Origin of the sequence: Pseudomonas sp. HY7a-MNA-CIBAN-0227, from assembly GCF_040310325.1 — a bacterium.
Taxonomy (GTDB): domain Bacteria; phylum Pseudomonadota; class Gammaproteobacteria; order Pseudomonadales; family Pseudomonadaceae; genus Aquipseudomonas.
On sequence record NZ_JBEOPT010000018.1, the window covers coordinates 24620 to 39373 of the forward strand.

Below are 14754 nucleotides of genomic sequence, written 5' to 3' on the forward strand. Positions count from 1 at the left end.
GTCATGGCCACGATCAAGGATGTGGCGGCGCTCGCGGGAATTTCCTACACCACCGTGTCTCATGTGGTGAACAAGACGCGCCCGGTCAGCGAGCCTGTGCGGATCAAGGTCGAGGCGGCGATCAAGCAGCTGGACTACGTTCCCAGCGCCGTCGCGAGGTCGCTGAAGGCCAATACTACCGCCACCATCGGTCTGCTGGTGCCCAACAGCCTCAACCCGTATTTCGCGGAGCTGGCAAGGGGCATCGAGGATTACTGCGAGCGTAATGGCTACTGCGTGATCCTCTGCAATTCCGACGATAACGCCGAGAAGCAGCGCAGCTATTTAAGGGTGTTGCTGGAAAAGCGCATCGACGGCTTGATCGTCACCTCTGTTGGCGGCGATGACAGCGGCCTGACCTCAGGCTTGAAAGCGGTGCGCATCCCTATGGTGATTGTCGACCGTGGGCTGGATGGCATTGATGTCGATCTGGTGCGTATCGACCACGAGCAAGGCGCTTACCTGGCGACTCGGCATCTACTGGAGTTGGGCCACCGAGACATCGCCTGCATTGGCGGCCCCGCTCATACCCGTGTGGCGCAAATGCGTCTGGCCGGATATTGCCGAGCCCTGCGCGAAGCTGATGTTGAAGTGCCGGCGAGCCGCATGCTGGAAAGTGACTTCACCAGCACCGGCGGCTACGCGGCGGCCGTACAGTTGCTGACGGTCAATCCCCCTAGTGCGATTTTTGCCGGAAACGACATGATTGGTTTCGGCGTATTGCGGGCGGCCGCCGAGCGCAATATTCGCGTGCCCGGCGAGTTGTCGGTCATCGGTTTCGATGACATTCAAATGAGCCGTTACGTCTACCCGGCGCTGACCACGGTCGGCCAGTCGATCCTGCAACTGGGGGAGATGGCGGCGGAGCTTTTACTGCGACGGATTGCGACACCACAACTGCCGATCGATCAACGAATCGTGACGCCGAGCATTGTTTTGCGTGAGTCGACAGCATCGCTGAGTCGAATTTAAGAGTATTGATGTATGCCAGCAAAAGTAGTGGTAGTAGGCAGCCTGAACATGGACCTGGTCACTCGCGCCAGTCGGCTGCCCCATGCCGGTGAAACCCTGATCGGCCAATCGTTCTCCACGGTTGCGGGCGGTAAGGGCGCCAATCAGGCCGTTGCCTCGGCACGCCTGGGGGCCGACGTTGCGATGATTGGCTGTGTAGGTACCGATGCCTATGGTGCCCAATTGCGCGACGCGTTGCTGGCCGAAGGCATCGATTGCCAGGCGGTCAAAGAAGTGGTGGGCTCCAGTGGTGTCGCTCTGATTGTGGTCGATGACAGTAGCCAGAATGCGATTGTTATTGTCGCCGGCAGCAACGGCGAACTGACACCGGCGTCGTTGCAGTTGGTGGACGACGTGCTGCAGGCTGCCGACGTCATTGTCTGCCAGCTCGAAGTGCCGATGGACACCGTGGATCATGCTCTCAAGCGCGGGCGCGAACTGGGCAAAACGGTGATCCTCAATCCTGCCCCGGTCAGTGGTCCGTTGCCCGCGCACTGGTACGCCTCCATCGACTACCTGATTCCCAACGAAAGCGAAGCCTCGGCCTTGAGTGGCGTGCTGGTCGACTCGCTGGAAAGTGCCAAGGTCGCCGCCACGTGTCTGATCAAGGCTGGCGCCGGGAAGGTGATTATTACCCTCGGTTCACAGGGCGCACTGTTCGCCAATGGCCAGGGCTTTGAGCATCTGCTGGCACCCAAGGTCAAGGCGGTCGACACCACGGCGGCGGGCGACACCTTTGTCGGCGGTTTTGCCGCGGCATTGGCCAGCGGCCAAAGCGAAGCCCAAGCCATCCGCTTTGGTCAGGTCGCGGCAGCCTTGTCGGTCACCCGTGCCGGCGCGCAACCCTCCATTCCCACGTTGCACGACGTTCAAGGTTTTGTTCCCTCATGAAAAAGACTCCCTTGCTCAATATTGCCTTGTCGCGGCTGATCGCTTCCCTGGGGCATGGCGACATAGTGGTGATCGGTGATGCCGGTCTGCCGGTGCCACCAGGCGTTGAGTTGATTGATCTGGCGCTGACCAAGGGTATTCCCGATTTCATCAGCACCTTGCGCATCGTCCTCAGCGAAATGCAGGTCGAGAGCCATGTGCTGGCCGAAGAAATCCTGCTTAAGCAACCTCCTGCGCTGGCCGAACTCAACACGCTGACCGACCTAGGCGAACGTCGTCTGTTGAGTCATGAAGAATTCAAGGTCCTGAGCCGCAAGGCGCGGGCTGTGGTGCGTACTGGCGAGTGCCAGCCCTACTGCAACATCGCGCTGGTCTCCGGTGTGACCTTCTAGCATTTCCCAACGACAAGGAGTGTGTCATGCAACGTAGTACCCAAACCCTGCGACATCTGTTCCGGAGTGTGCTGCTTTTGTCCGTGCTAACTGCTGCAAGCGCCCAGGCGGCGGAAAAAATCGACCTGATCATCGACACTGATCCGGGGGCCGACGATGTGGTCGCGTTGCTGTTTGCCATGGCCTCCCCTGAAGAACTGAACATCCGCGCGCTGACTACCGTGGCCGGCAACGTGCGCCTGGACAAGACCTCGCGTAACGCGCGACTGGCTCGTGAGTGGGCAGGGCGCGAGGACATTCCGGTCTACGCTGGCGCACCGGCACCGCTGCTGCGCACGCCGATCTACGCCGAGAACATCCACGGTAAGGAAGGCATCTCCGGTGTCACCGTGCATGAGCCGAAAAAAGGCCTGGCCGAGGGTAATGCCGTTGACTACCTGATCAAAACACTGAGTACTGCCAAGCCCCATAGCATCACCATCGCCATGCTCGGCCCACAGACTAACCTGGCTCTGGCGCTGACCCAGGCACCCGAGATCACTCAGGGCATCAAGGAAGTGGTCGTGATGGGTGGCGCACACTTCAATGGCGGCAACATTACGCCGGTGGCCGAATTCAACCTGTTCGCAGATCCTATCGGGGCTGAAATCGTGCTCAAAAGTGGCGTCAAGCTGACTTACCTGCCGTTGGACGTGACCCATAAGGTTCTCACCAGCGAAGCGCGCCTGAAGAAAATCGCTGACTTGAAGAACAACGCCAGCAAGGTTGTCGGCGATATCCTCAACGAGTACGTCAAGGGCGATATGGAACACTACGGCATTCCCGGCGGCCCAGTGCATGACGCCACCGTGATTGCTTACCTGCTCAAGCCTGAACTGTTCACCGGGCGCCAAGCCAATATGGTGGTGGATAGCCGCGAAGGCCCGACCTTCGGCCAGACCATCGTCGATTGGTACGACGGCCTCAAGCAGGAAAAGAATGTGTTCTGGGTTGAAAACGGCGACGCCCAAGGCTTCTTCGACCTGCTGACCGCACGTCTTGCGCGTCTGAAGTAAACTGCTTGCCGGTCGGTGTTCGCCGGCCGGGTCTTATTCGCGTTCGGGGTCTTGTGCCCCCATGTGATCGGTCGGGTATTTCTCGAATATCTGGCCGATGAACGCTTGCGCGGCCTGGGTTCCCAGTTCCTTGACCAGTAGGTCTATGCCGATGATTGCCAGTTCCTCAGGGCTGCCGGGGCTGTATGAGCTTTGCCCTTGAGGCCACTTGGCTTTGATGTCGGCATGGATGGTTACGGTGGTCATGGGTGTCTCACGAGTTTGAAAGGCTGGGCAGTGCGTTCTCTAGCCTGGCGAGTTAACCATTTTGCGCGACGTTTGGCACTGCTACTTAGGCATGAGGGGAGGGCTGTGCGACACTGGCGACCTGTTTAATTGCCAGGGCAAACCGCGTGCAGATCGATTTGAACAACTCCGAGAACCTCACGCTGGAAGCTGTTCGCCAGCTGTTGGCGTCCGCCAGCGACGACGTGCACACCCAATTGCGGGTCACCAGGGCCGGTATTGCCTACATCTCTTCAGGGGTGGTGGGCGGTGTCGATATCGACGGCTTGCTGTTTCGTCTGGAGACTTGGGCGGCCGGTTCCGGCTATGTCGGCAATGTGGCGGCCAGCGACGCAGTCTGGGTAACGCAGATTTTCAACGCGCTGAAACAGAACTGGCCAACTCCACCGTTTGATTACATCGATATCTACTGAGTGCTCGTTCATATCTGGTGACGATTGATTCGGCGATCACAGGCGGCGAGTCAGGCAGACTTGCCCGTGACGACAGTCTGGAGGTTGCGCAGCGCTCACCTCTTGAAACCAATCAACCAAATAGCTGTCGCACGATCTCTGTCTATTTTTTATCAAAGGAGGCTTCATGCCTTGGAAGCTCGCATCATTCGGTACCTTGTTGGCAGCAGCCCTGTTGGCCGGCTGCAGCACCCCTGGTATCTCTGAGCCGGCCAAAGACACAGCCGTGACCAACGCCGGTCATAGCCGCTGTGAGTCGAAGGCTGCCGAGTTCGCGATCGGCAAGAAAGCCTCGCCCGAATTGCTGGAGCAGGCCCGTACTCGTGCCGGTGCGCAGAACGCGCGGATTCTCAAGCCTAACGACATGGTTACCCTGGAGTACCGCTCCGACCGCTTGAATCTCAACACGGATGACAACCTGGTGATCAATCGCGTCAATTGTGGCTGAGCGATCCAGGCTTTTGCAGCGCCCATAAAAAACCCCGTCACATGGACGGGGTTTTTTTAGTTCTGCTCAGAAATTACTCTGCGCGAACTTGCTCAGCTTGCATACCTTTTTGGCCTTTCGCAGCCACGAAGGAAACGGCTTGGCCTTCTTTCAGGCTTTTGAAACCGTCGCTTTCGATAGCTTTGAAGTGTACGAACAGGTCGTCACCGCCACCTTGAGGAGTGATGAAGCCGAAGCCTTTTTCATCGTTGAACCATTTAACGGTGCCGGATTGGCGATTAGACATGGTGTATCTCCAAGAAACATATATTTTCAGTAGTGCTGTGCTGCTCAGGCCAACTGGGCACACCGAGCTATCATAGTCGAAATGTTCGGCTTGGGAGCCCCCCCAAGGCATTGTTTGCAAATCAATAACGTTGAATTTGGTGATCTTGGCGGCTGAAAGCCCCGGTTTACGGGGCTTTTGCGCGAAATGTCAGTTGTTAAAAAAAGCCGTAAAAGCTGTGTAAATTGTGAGAAAAGGCAGCTTTAAGGGTGTTTTTTGGTCTAAAAGCGGCTCTGTTTCAGTGTCTGTATTACTTCTGAACCACCTTGCACGAGGAAATTGCAGCGATCGCTTTGTTCTGAAGCTCAACTTTTGCATCCCGATTGGTCATGAGTTGATTGATCTCATCGGAGCTGAGTTCGGCATTGATTTTGTCTGCACCGCACTCACAGTGCTGTTTTGCAATGGTGTCCCTTTCTTTTTCGTTTTTTGCTTTGATGTTCTGCCTGGCTCCTGCCGAACAGTCTTTGATGAAGTTGTCTCGTTGACCTGCGGGCCAGTTGCTGGGTGCGGCAGCTTGTGCGCCCAGTGGCAGCAACAGGGCAAAAGGAATGGCAAAGGCGAAAAACTGTTTAAGACGCATAGTGGGATGCTCCCTGGAGGTCGTAGAACGGGTGACGATTCTCAGTGTCTTTGAGGCCTTCCGTACAGCCCAAGTTCACTCTGGCGTCCAAAAGCCCGGAATTTGCCTTTCAGCGGCCAAGGGCTGCCGCGGCGACCGTTCATCTGTGCTAGCATCTTCAGCTTGGCTATTTTCGGGCGTGCCATTTGTCGCCTTGCCATGTTCCTTTTGTTTAACTCCAGTCACTCTGATTCGATTTTCCGGTTGGCCGCAAGGCTCCTGCCGCTGTAAGGCAGGCGTTCGTCATTGAATGGCTGGAGTTGGATCTTGTACTGGCTCATCCCAACCCACGTGACCTTTGGTAGGGGTCACCACTAGGAGAGGAGGCGCCATGCCAACTATTACTCTTCCCGACGGCAGTCAACGTTCATTCGATCATTCGGTTTCCGTAGCCGAGGTCGCCGCATCCATTGGTGCGGGCCTGGCCAAGGCCACCGTGGCCGGCAAGGTCGACGGCAAGCTGGTTGACGCCAGTGACCTGATCACCGGCGATGTCAGCCTGCAAATCATCACTCCCAAGGATCAAGAGGGGCTGGAGATCATTCGCCACTCTTGCGCGCACCTGATTGGCCATGCGGTCAAGCAGCTGTACCCAACGGCGAAAATGGTGATCGGCCCGGTCATCGACGAAGGCTTCTATTACGACATCGCCTACGAGCGTCCTTTCACTCCGGACGACCTGGCGGCTATCGAGCAGCGTATGCACGCGCTGATCGAGAAAGATTACGACGTCATCAAGAAAGTCACTCCGCGCGCCGAAGTGATCGACGTGTTCACTGCTCGCGGCGAAGACTACAAGCTGCGTCTAGTCGAGGACATGCCGGACGAACAGGCCATGGGCCTGTATTACCACGAAGAATACGTCGACATGTGCCGTGGTCCGCACGTGCCGAACACGCGCTTCCTCAAGTCCTTCAAGCTGACCAAGCTCTCCGGTGCCTACTGGCGCGGCGATGCGAAGAACGAGCAACTGCAGCGGATCTACGGTACTGCCTGGGCTGACAAGAAGCAGCTGGCTGCCTACATCCAGCGCATAGAAGAAGCCGAGAAACGCGACCATCGCAAGATCGGCAAGCGCCTGGGCTTGTTCCACGTCCAGGAAGAGTCGCCAGGCATGGTGTTCTGGCACCCGAACGGCTGGACCTTGTACCAGGTGCTTGAGCAGTACATGCGCAAGATTCAGCGCGACAACGGTTACCTGGAGATCAAGACGCCTCAGGTCGTTGACCGCAGCCTGTGGGAAAAATCCGGGCACTGGGCCAACTACGCTGACAACATGTTCACGACCCAGTCGGAAAACCGTGACTACGCCATCAAGCCGATGAACTGCCCGTGCCACGTACAGGTGTTCAACCAGGGCCTGAAGAGCTACCGCGAATTGCCGATGCGTCTGGCCGAGTTCGGTGCCTGCCACCGCAATGAGCCGTCGGGTGCGTTGCACGGCATCATGCGCGTGCGTGCGTTCACTCAGGACGACGCCCACATCTTCTGCACCGAAGAGCAGATGCAGGCCGAATCCGCTGCGTTTATCAAGCTGACCATGGACGTCTACCGCGACTTCGGCTTTACCGAAGTCGAAATGAAGCTGTCCACTCGTCCGGAAAAACGCGTCGGTTCCGACGAACTGTGGGATCGCGCCGAAGCTGCACTGGCCGCAGCCCTTGATAGCGCGGGCCTTGCGTACGATCTGCAGCCGGGCGAGGGTGCCTTCTACGGCCCGAAAATCGAGTTCTCACTGAAAGATTGTCTTGGTCGTGTCTGGCAATGTGGTACTTTGCAGCTCGATTTTAACCTGCCTATCCGTCTGGGAGCCGAATACGTCTCCGAAGACAACAGTCGCAAGCACCCGGTCATGTTGCACCGGGCGATCCTTGGGTCCTTCGAACGTTTCGTTGGAATCCTGATCGAGCACTACGAGGGTGCGTTCCCTGCGTGGCTGGCTCCGACCCAGGCAGTGATCATGAATATCACTGATAAACAGGCAGAATTTGCTGCTGAAGTTGAAAAAACTCTCAATGAAAGCGGATTTCGTGCCAAGTCTGACTTGAGAAATGAAAAGATCGGCTTTAAAATCCGCGAGCATACTTTGCTCAAGGTTCCTTATCTCTTGGTTATTGGAGATCGGGAAGTCGAGATGCAGACTGTCGCTGTGCGTACTCGTGAAGGTGCTGACCTGGGCTCGATGCCCGTCGCCCAGTTCGCTGAGTTTCTCGCGCAAGCGGTTTCCCGGCGTGGTCGCCCAGATTCGGAGTAATTATTATTAAGCGTGAAATGAGACAAGATAAACGAGCTGCACCGAAAGCCCCGATCAACGAGAATATCTCGGCACGCGAGGTTCGGTTAATTGGGGCTGAGGGTGAGCAGCTTGGGATTGTGTCAATTGAAGACGCGCTTCTTAAGGCTGAAGAAGCCAAACTGGATTTGGTGGAAATTTCCGCCGATGCAGTACCCCCTGTTTGCAAGCTGATGGACTACGGTAAATCGATCTTCGAGAAGAAGAAGCAGGTTGCCGCAGCCAAGAAAAACCAGAAGCAGATTCAGGTTAAAGAAATCAAGTTTCGTCCAGGGACGGAGGAAGGGGATTACCAGGTAAAACTGCGCAACCTGGTACGTTTCCTGAGTGATGGGGACAGGGCCAAGGTATCCTTGCGATTCCGCGGCCGTGAGATGGCCCACCAGGAGCTGGGGATGGAACTCCTCAAGCGAGTTGAAGGTGACTTGCTTGAGTACGGTTCGGTCGAACAGCATCCTAAGATGGAAGGACGCCAGCTTATTATGGTCATCGCCCCGAAAAAGAAGAAGTAATCAATAGGGCACGGCAGGCCTTCTGATTATATTTATCAACTGAATGCGGAGTATCCGAACATGCCAAAGATGAAAACTAAAAGTGGTGCTGCTAAGCGGTTTCTGAAAACTGCTAACGGTATCAAGCACAAACACGCTTTCAAGAGCCACATCCTGACCAAAATGTCGACCAAGCGTAAGCGTCAACTGCGCGGTAGCAGCTTGCTGCATCCGTCTGACGTCGCAAAAGTCAAGCGCATGCTGCGCCTTTGCTAATTTTTGGTTAAGAATAGAGGAAGTAACTCATGGCTCGTGTAAAGCGTGGCGTCGTTGCCCGTAAGCGTCACAAAAAAATTCTGAAACTTGCTAAAGGCTACTATGGTGCGCGTTCACGCGTATTCCGTGTCGCCAAGCAAGCGGTAATCAAGGCTGGCCAATACGCCTACCGTGACCGTCGTCAGAAGAAACGTCAGTTCCGCGCTCTGTGGATCGCTCGTATCAACGCTGGTGCTCGTGTTAACGGTCTGTCCTACAGCCGTTTCATTGCTGGCCTGAAGAAAGCGTCCATCGAGATCGACCGTAAGGTTCTGGCTGATCTGGCAGTGAACGAAAAAGCGGCGTTTGCTGCGATTGTCGAGAAAGCTAAAGCCACCTTGGCTTAAGTACCCCCGACAGTCACCTTGGGTCGCTTCCGTGGCCCAAGGTGTTAAACGTCTTAAATAGGGGAAGAGCCTTCAAGCTCTTCCCCTATTTTGTATCTGGAGTCTGTACATGGAAAACCTGGATGCGCTGGTCTCTCAAGCACTAGAGGCTGTGCAAAGCGCTGAAGATATCAATGCCCTGGAGCAAATCCGGGTTCAGTACCTTGGCAAAAAGGGTGAATTGACTCAGGTGATGAAGACCCTGGGGAATTTGCCGGCAGAAGAGCGCCCGCAAGTCGGTGCGCAGATCAACGTTGCCAAGGAGCGTGTCACAGAGGTTCTTAATGCGCGCAAGGCGTTGTTTGAGGGGGCCGATCTAGCGGCCAAGCTCGCCGCCGAGTCCATTGACGTGACCCTGCCGGGCCGTGGCCAGACCTCAGGCGGTCTGCATCCGATTACCCGGACTCTGGAACGTATTGAGCAGTTTTTCACCCACATCGGCTACGGCATCGCCGAAGGCCCTGAGGTCGAAGACGATTATCACAACTTCGAGGCGCTCAACATCCCAGGCCATCACCCGGCCCGTTCGATGCATGACACCTTCTATTTCAATGCGAACATGCTGTTGCGCACCCATACCTCGCCGGTACAGGTCCGCACCATGGAGTCGCAGCAGCCGCCGATCCGCATCGTCTGTCCAGGCCGTGTGTACCGTAGCGACTCCGATATCACCCACTCGCCGATGTTCCACCAGGTCGAAGGCCTGCTGGTCGATCGCGACATCAATTTCGCCGACCTGAAAGGCACCATCGAAGAGTTCCTGCGAGTGTTCTTCGAAAAAGAACTGGCGGTGCGTTTCCGACCTTCGTACTTCCCGTTCACCGAGCCATCCGCTGAAGTCGACATGGAATGCGTGATGTGCAGCGGTAAAGGCTGCCGTGTCTGCAAGCAGACCGGCTGGCTGGAAGTCATGGGCTGCGGCATGGTTCACCCCAACGTGCTGCGCATGTCCGGGATCGACCCGGAAGAGTTCTCGGGCTTTGCCTTCGGCATGGGCGTTGAGCGTCTGGCCATGCTGCGTTACGGCGTGAACGACTTGCGTCTGTTCTTCGACAACGACTTGCGGTTCCTCGCGCAATTTCGCTAGTCGTAACGAACCTTTAGGAGAGCAGGATGAAATTCAGTGAACAATGGCTGCGCGGCTGGGTAAGCCCGCAGGTAGATCGCGACGAGCTGGTTGCCCGTCTGTCGATGGCCGGTCTTGAGGTCGATAGCGTTACGCCGGCCGCCGGTGTTTTCAGTGGCGTGGTAGTGGGCGAGGTGCTGAGCACCGAGCAACACCCTGATGCTGACAAGTTGCGTGTGTGCCAGGTCAGTAATGGCACGCAAACCTTCCAGGTCGTGTGCGGAGCGCCGAACGTGCGTCCGGGCCTGAAGATCCCGTTCGCCATGATCGGTGCCGAACTGCCGGGCGACTTCAAAATCAAGAAAGCCAAGCTGCGGGGCGTTGAGTCCAACGGCATGCTGTGCTCCCAGGCCGAGCTTCAGGTTGGTGAAGGCAACGACGGCTTGATGGAGCTGCCGGCCGACGCACCCGTGGGCCAGGACATCCGCGCCTACCTGGAACTGGAAGATGCCAGCATCGATGTCGACCTGACCCCGAACCGTGGCGACTGCTTGTCCTTGGCTGGTCTGGCCCGCGAAGTCGGTGCTCTGTATGCCGCTGCTGTTACCCGTCCGGTCGTTGCAGTAGTACCTGCAGTGCATGACGAAGTCCGTCCAGTCGAAGTGCTGGTGCCTGCTGCTTGCCCACGTTATTTGGGGCGCGTCATCCGCAATGTCGATCTGTCCAAGCCAACACCGCTGTGGATGGTTGAGCGTCTGCGCCGTGCCGACGTACGCAGCATCGACGCGGCTGTCGACATCACCAACTACGTGATGTTGGAGCTGGGCCAACCGCTGCACGCATTCGATCTCGCCGAAATCAATGGCGGCATCCGCGTACGCATGGCCGAGGAAGGCGAGAAACTGGTATTGCTCGACGGCCAGGACGTCACCCTGCGTAGCGACACCCTGGTGATCGCTGACCACTCCCGCGCCCTGGCTATTGCCGGCGTGATGGGTGGCGAGCACAGTGGCGTTTCTGCGACCACTCGTGACGTATTTCTAGAGAGCGCGTTCTTCGACCAGATCGCCGTTGCCGGCCAGGCCCGCTCCTATGGTCTGCACACCGATGCTTCGCACCGCTACGAGCGTGGCGTGGACTGGCAACTGGCCCGTGAAGCCATGGAGCGCGCCACTGGCCTGCTGCTGGAAATCACCGGTGGCGAAGCTGGCCCGATCACCGAAACCGTCAGCGAGCAGCATCTGCCATCGGTTGCGCCGATCACCTTGCGTGCGCAGCGTGTTGAACAAATGCTGGGTTTGGTTATTGAAGACGCTGAAATCGTGCGTCTGCTGTCGGCCTTGGGCTTGGGTATTTCTGCTGACGGAGCAGGGCAGTGGCGCGTAGAAGTGCCAAGCCATCGCTTCGATATCAGCCTCGAAGTCGACCTGATCGAAGAACTGGCCCGCCTGTACGGCTACAACCGTCTACCGGTTCGTTACCCGCAAGCGCGCTTGGCCCCACAAGCCAAGCCCGAAGCCCGTGCCCATCTGCCCGAGCTGCGTCGCCTGCTGGTGGCCCGTGGTTATCAGGAAGCCGTGACGTACAGCTTCATCGACCCGAAACAGTTCGAACTGTTCAATCCGGGTGTTGAGCCGCTGCTGCTGGCTAACCCGATCTCCAACGACATGGCTGCCATGCGTTCGTCCTTGTGGCCAGGTCTGGTAAAGGCACTGTCCTACAACCTGAACCGTCAGCAGGATCGTGTACGGATGTTCGAAAGCGGCCTGCGTTTCGTCGGTCAGCTGGAAGGTTTGAAGCAAGAGCCGATGCTGGCTGGCGTAGTCTGCGGCAGCCGTCTGCCGGAAGGCTGGGCACAGGGTCGCGATGCGGTGGACTTCTTCGACGTCAAGGCTGACGTGGAAGCGGTGTTGGGCTTTGCCGGTGCGCTTGGCGCGTTCACTTTTGTCCCTGGCAGTCACCCGGCGTTGCACCCGGGCCAGACCGCGCGCATCGAGCGTGAAGGTCGTCTGGTAGGCTTCGTTGGCGCCATCCACCCCGAATTGTCGAAAACCCTCGGTCTTGACCGTCCGGTCTTCGTTTTCGAGATGGTACTGGCCGAAGTAGCGTCGGGCAAGATGCCTAAATTCGGCGAGTTGTCGCGTTTCCCTGAAGTGCGCCGTGACCTGGCCTTGGTAGCCGATCGTGAGGTGTCCGCCAGCGCCGTTCTGGAGGTAATCCGTGAAAATGCAGGGGAATGGCTGACAGACCTCAGGTTATTTGACGTTTATCAGGGTAAAGGCATTGATCCGCATAGAAAAAGCCTTGCAGTTGGCTTGACCTGGCAGCATCCATCGCGCACTCTTAATGACGATGAGGTGAATACCACGACGCAAAATATCCTCACCTCGCTCGAACAAAGGTTGAACGCCACGTTAAGGAAGTGACGTATGGGGGCTTTGACGAAAGCTGAGATGGCGGAACGTCTGTATGAAGAACTGGGCCTGAACAAGCGCGAGGCCAAGGAATTGGTCGAGCTGTTTTTTGAAGAAATCAGGCACGCTCTAGAAGACAACGAACAGGTCAAATTGTCCGGTTTCGGCAATTTTGACCTGCGGGACAAACGCCAGCGGCCTGGCCGCAATCCAAAAACGGGAGAAGAAATCCCGATCACGGCTCGCCGTGTGGTCACCTTTCGTCCAGGGCAGAAGTTGAAGGCCCGAGTTGAGGCTTATGCTGGAACCAAGTCATAACGACGAACTACCCGTCATCCCAGGCAAACGCTACTTCACCATTGGTGAAGTCAGCGAGCTCTGTGCGGTTAAACCCCACGTGCTGCGCTATTGGGAGCAGGAGTTTCCTCAACTCAACCCCGTCAAACGCACCGGGAACCGTCGGTATTATCAGCGCCAGGATGTGCTGATGATCCGACAGATCCGCGCGTTGCTTTACGACCAGGGGTTCACCATCAACGGCGCGCGCCAGCGTATGTCCGGTGATGAAGCCAAAGACGACACCACCCAATACAAGCAAATGATCCGCCAGATGATCTCCGAACTCGAAGATGTGCTGGTGGTTTTGAAGAAATAACTCCGGCTTTTAAAATACTTCCACATTTCAAAAGCTTGCGGTATATTCCTGACCGCTTCGTTGCGAAGCGAACCCAGTTTCACGCCTAGTCGGGGCGTAGCGCAGTCCGGTAGCGCACTAGCATGGGGTGCTAGGGGTCGAGTGTTCGAATCACTCCGTCCCGACCATATTTTTCAATGACTTAGCCGAACTCTTATAAGTTCGGCTTTTTCATGTTTGGAAAATTACTCCCACATTTACTCCCACGGATATCTTGGATCTCGGTAGCTATACCATCTGAGAGGCGTTCAAGTTTCGTGTCTTCTAGTCGCCCCCTACCAATGCAAGAATCTAAAGATGCGAAGACGTTCGTCAGTGGGTTACCGATCTGGACATTCCGCGAGGCAAGCTTCGGGCTATGACTATAGGTAGCGCGGAGCTCTCTGTTGCTGGTGAGGTGATCCGGACGTCGCTCAGACTCCGGTAGAGTCATCGGATATCACATGCTTCCCGCGACGGAGGTTCGTGTCGATGGGGACTATGAACTTCCTGGTGATGGAAGCTCGGGGCCGATCACGCGCATTAACCTGATTGATAAAGTTATGGATGCCATGCTTACGTGATTGCGGCGCCGGAAAGCTTGGTGAATCCGATGCCTGTAAATACAGTCAAGCTCGTTTTCTCCAAAGAACATCTGAACAGGGCTCTAGATCAACGATTTTAGGCTGAAAACGATTGGGGCTGCCCCCATATTTGCCCCCGCTTGCACGCGGTATACGAGCGAGTGTGAACGGGCATCCTGACTCATCCAGTATGGCACTGGGTGGTTTCCGGTGTGACGCCCCATTTGAAATTGGCAGGTACGCCCGGAATGATCGCCGTCGATCGCATGGTGCAGGTAGCGCATGCTGCAACAGGTGACGTGTCTTGTGCTTATTGGTCACTCCGCGACGTTAAGATCCTTGTTACACGCTCCTCATTCCAGTCTGGCACCTGTCATGATCAACCTCCTCAGTGGTGGCGACTTCGTTCCGACGTAGCGTAAAGTGGCTCTCTGCCATCCAAGGCCAAGTGCACATTAGTGATAGTGCCGGTCTCAGGCGTGAATAGCACACCACTTCGCTCTCGCGGAGAGCCTACCTATGAGCGAGCCTAATTAAGATCCCCTGCATAACACACCGGGGAGCTTGGGCTTCCGCCCCGATCAAGTTCGTCTTCCAGCCACTGCGCCAGGACCTGGGCATTGTTATGTTGCTCGTCTTTGGCCGAGTAAATCAGTGTGAGCGTACCGGTTCGGGCCCTATCAAGCAGTTTCCACCAATGTTCTGGCCGGGCAGTCAGCTCTTGCTGATAGCGGGTACGAAAGGTCTCGAAGCCAAATTCGGCGTGTTTGAACGCTCGCCGCAGTTCGTTTGAGGGCGCGACATCGCGCAGCCATTCATCCAGCGGCAACTGCTCCTTACGACAGTTGCGCGGCCACAGACGATCAACCAGCACCCGATAACCATCGTTGGCGTCTGCGGGGCTGTAGGCGCGCTTGCATTGAATCAATGCGTTACCTCTCTCACAGGCCTGTCTCGTGAAATCATAGACGATCGATACCTCCCCTTTCGGCTATCCCAGCTCCTTGTGAAG

Annotated in this window: 18 protein-coding genes and 1 tRNA gene; 15 read left to right on the forward strand and 4 right to left on the reverse strand. The window is 56.6% G+C overall.

All coding sequences use genetic code 11. The features are described from left to right. Positions 1-3: 3 nt before the first annotated feature. Genes AAEZ06_RS23305 through AAEZ06_RS23320 form a run of 4 tightly spaced genes read left to right on the forward strand, consistent with a single transcriptional unit; the run spans position 4 to position 3388 of the window. Positions 4-1011 carry a LacI family DNA-binding transcriptional regulator gene (locus AAEZ06_RS23305; RefSeq protein WP_350616445.1) on the forward strand — a complete coding sequence of 336 codons (1008 nt, stop codon included), beginning with the start codon at positions 4-6 and terminating at the stop codon, positions 1009-1011. Between the two features lie 12 nt (positions 1012-1023). After that, positions 1024-1941 carry a ribokinase gene (gene rbsK / locus AAEZ06_RS23310; protein ID WP_350616447.1) on the forward strand — a complete coding sequence of 306 codons (918 nt, stop codon included), beginning with the start codon at positions 1024-1026 and terminating at the stop codon, positions 1939-1941. After that, positions 1938-2333: a D-ribose pyranase gene (rbsD, locus tag AAEZ06_RS23315; protein WP_350616448.1), complete on the forward strand. Its 396-nt coding sequence runs from the start codon at positions 1938-1940 to the stop codon at positions 2331-2333. Before rbsK ends, rbsD begins: the two co-directional genes overlap by 4 nt. A gap of 26 nt (positions 2334-2359) precedes the next feature. Further along, positions 2360-3388 (forward strand): nucleoside hydrolase, encoded by a 1029-nt coding sequence (locus AAEZ06_RS23320; protein ID WP_350616450.1) that lies wholly within the window; start codon positions 2360-2362, stop codon positions 3386-3388. Between the two features lie 33 nt (positions 3389-3421). Here the strand turns inward: AAEZ06_RS23320 and AAEZ06_RS23325 are convergent, their stop codons facing one another. Further along, on the reverse strand, positions 3422-3634 hold the full coding sequence (locus AAEZ06_RS23325; protein WP_133102925.1) for a hypothetical protein: 213 nt from the start codon (positions 3632-3634) through the stop codon (positions 3422-3424). A gap of 146 nt (positions 3635-3780) precedes the next feature. On the opposite strand from AAEZ06_RS23325, the gene AAEZ06_RS23330 reads away from it, so the two are divergent. Continuing rightward, positions 3781-4086 (forward strand): hypothetical protein, encoded by a 306-nt coding sequence (locus tag AAEZ06_RS23330; protein ID WP_149414766.1) that lies wholly within the window; start codon positions 3781-3783, stop codon positions 4084-4086. A 166-nt stretch (positions 4087-4252) separates the two neighbouring features. After that, entirely contained in the window at positions 4253-4573 is a 321-nt protein-coding gene (locus AAEZ06_RS23335; RefSeq protein WP_149414765.1) for an I78 family peptidase inhibitor, read from the forward strand. 73 nt (positions 4574-4646) lie between these two features. Here the strand turns inward: AAEZ06_RS23335 and AAEZ06_RS23340 are convergent, their stop codons facing one another. Together AAEZ06_RS23340 and AAEZ06_RS23345 are read right to left on the reverse strand one after the other, a co-directional pair. Further along, positions 4647-4859, reverse strand: a complete 213-nt coding sequence (locus AAEZ06_RS23340) for a cold-shock protein (RefSeq protein ID WP_133102922.1) — start codon at positions 4857-4859, stop codon at positions 4647-4649. Between the two features lie 289 nt (positions 4860-5148). Next, a complete protein-coding gene (locus AAEZ06_RS23345) occupies positions 5149-5481 on the reverse strand; it encodes a hypothetical protein (RefSeq protein ID WP_149414764.1) in 333 nt (110 codons plus the stop codon). A gap of 370 nt (positions 5482-5851) precedes the next feature. On the opposite strand from AAEZ06_RS23345, the gene thrS reads away from it, so the two are divergent. The 9 genes from thrS to AAEZ06_RS23390 all read left to right on the forward strand — a co-directional run bounded on the left by thrS (position 5852) and on the right by AAEZ06_RS23390 (position 13307). Next, positions 5852-7774, forward strand: a complete 1923-nt coding sequence (thrS, locus tag AAEZ06_RS23350) for a threonine--tRNA ligase (protein WP_149414763.1) — start codon at positions 5852-5854, stop codon at positions 7772-7774. Beyond that, the gene (infC, locus tag AAEZ06_RS23355; protein WP_172668659.1) at positions 7774-8325 is read left to right on the forward strand and encodes a translation initiation factor IF-3; all 552 of its coding nucleotides are present in this window, start codon (positions 7774-7776) and stop codon (positions 8323-8325) included. Before thrS ends, infC begins: the two co-directional genes overlap by 1 nt. Before the next feature lie 60 nt (positions 8326-8385). Then, positions 8386-8580 carry a 50S ribosomal protein L35 gene (rpmI, locus tag AAEZ06_RS23360; RefSeq protein ID WP_003442181.1) on the forward strand — a complete coding sequence of 65 codons (195 nt, stop codon included), beginning with the start codon at positions 8386-8388 and terminating at the stop codon, positions 8578-8580. Positions 8581-8609: 29 nt separating this feature from the next. Continuing rightward, entirely contained in the window at positions 8610-8966 is a 357-nt protein-coding gene (gene rplT / locus AAEZ06_RS23365; protein WP_133102919.1) for a 50S ribosomal protein L20, read from the forward strand. Between the two features lie 109 nt (positions 8967-9075). Beyond that, on the forward strand, positions 9076-10092 hold the full coding sequence (gene pheS, locus AAEZ06_RS23370) for a phenylalanine--tRNA ligase subunit alpha (RefSeq protein WP_133102918.1): 1017 nt from the start codon (positions 9076-9078) through the stop codon (positions 10090-10092). A gap of 26 nt (positions 10093-10118) precedes the next feature. Then, positions 10119-12497 carry a phenylalanine--tRNA ligase subunit beta gene (gene pheT, locus AAEZ06_RS23375; protein WP_350616455.1) on the forward strand — a complete coding sequence of 793 codons (2379 nt, stop codon included), beginning with the start codon at positions 10119-10121 and terminating at the stop codon, positions 12495-12497. Between the two features lie 3 nt (positions 12498-12500). Beyond that, a complete protein-coding gene (ihfA, locus tag AAEZ06_RS23380; protein ID WP_002553164.1) occupies positions 12501-12803 on the forward strand; it encodes an integration host factor subunit alpha in 303 nt (100 codons plus the stop codon). Further along, entirely contained in the window at positions 12784-13140 is a 357-nt protein-coding gene (locus AAEZ06_RS23385; RefSeq protein WP_149414761.1) for a MerR family transcriptional regulator, read from the forward strand. Before ihfA ends, AAEZ06_RS23385 begins: the two co-directional genes overlap by 20 nt. 90 nt (positions 13141-13230) lie before the next feature. Continuing rightward, positions 13231-13307, forward strand: a tRNA-Pro gene (locus tag AAEZ06_RS23390). A 964-nt stretch (positions 13308-14271) separates the two neighbouring features. Here AAEZ06_RS23390 and AAEZ06_RS23395 read toward each other — a convergent pair. Continuing rightward, positions 14272-14670 carry a DUF488 domain-containing protein gene (locus tag AAEZ06_RS23395; RefSeq protein ID WP_149414760.1) on the reverse strand — a complete coding sequence of 133 codons (399 nt, stop codon included), beginning with the start codon at positions 14668-14670 and terminating at the stop codon, positions 14272-14274. Positions 14671-14754 lie beyond the last annotated feature (84 nt).

Excerpts from the sequence above, each read along its gene's own strand:
- AAEZ06_RS23305 (WP_350616445.1), top strand. The coding sequence starts at position 4 with ATGGCCACGATCAAGGATGTGGCGGCGCTCGCGGGAATTTCCTACACC.
- rbsK (WP_350616447.1), top strand. The coding sequence starts at position 1,024 with ATGCCAGCAAAAGTAGTGGTAGTAGGCAGCCTGAACATGGACCTGGTC.
- rbsD (WP_350616448.1), top strand. The coding sequence starts at position 1,938 with ATGAAAAAGACTCCCTTGCTCAATATTGCCTTGTCGCGGCTGATCGCT.
- AAEZ06_RS23320 (WP_350616450.1), top strand. The coding sequence starts at position 2,360 with ATGCAACGTAGTACCCAAACCCTGCGACATCTGTTCCGGAGTGTGCTG.
- AAEZ06_RS23325 (WP_133102925.1), bottom strand. The coding sequence starts at position 3,634 with ATGACCACCGTAACCATCCATGCCGACATCAAAGCCAAGTGGCCTCAA.
- AAEZ06_RS23335 (WP_149414765.1), top strand. The coding sequence starts at position 4,253 with ATGCCTTGGAAGCTCGCATCATTCGGTACCTTGTTGGCAGCAGCCCTG.
- AAEZ06_RS23340 (WP_133102922.1), bottom strand. The coding sequence starts at position 4,859 with ATGTCTAATCGCCAATCCGGCACCGTTAAATGGTTCAACGATGAAAAA.
- AAEZ06_RS23345 (WP_149414764.1), bottom strand. The coding sequence starts at position 5,481 with ATGCGTCTTAAACAGTTTTTCGCCTTTGCCATTCCTTTTGCCCTGTTG.
- thrS (WP_149414763.1), top strand. The coding sequence starts at position 5,852 with ATGCCAACTATTACTCTTCCCGACGGCAGTCAACGTTCATTCGATCAT.
- rpmI (WP_003442181.1), top strand. The coding sequence starts at position 8,386 with ATGCCAAAGATGAAAACTAAAAGTGGTGCTGCTAAGCGGTTTCTGAAA.
- rplT (WP_133102919.1), top strand. The coding sequence starts at position 8,610 with ATGGCTCGTGTAAAGCGTGGCGTCGTTGCCCGTAAGCGTCACAAAAAA.
- pheS (WP_133102918.1), top strand. The coding sequence starts at position 9,076 with ATGGAAAACCTGGATGCGCTGGTCTCTCAAGCACTAGAGGCTGTGCAA.
- pheT (WP_350616455.1), top strand. The coding sequence starts at position 10,119 with ATGAAATTCAGTGAACAATGGCTGCGCGGCTGGGTAAGCCCGCAGGTA.
- ihfA (WP_002553164.1), top strand. The coding sequence starts at position 12,501 with ATGGGGGCTTTGACGAAAGCTGAGATGGCGGAACGTCTGTATGAAGAA.
- AAEZ06_RS23385 (WP_149414761.1), top strand. The coding sequence starts at position 12,784 with ATGCTGGAACCAAGTCATAACGACGAACTACCCGTCATCCCAGGCAAA.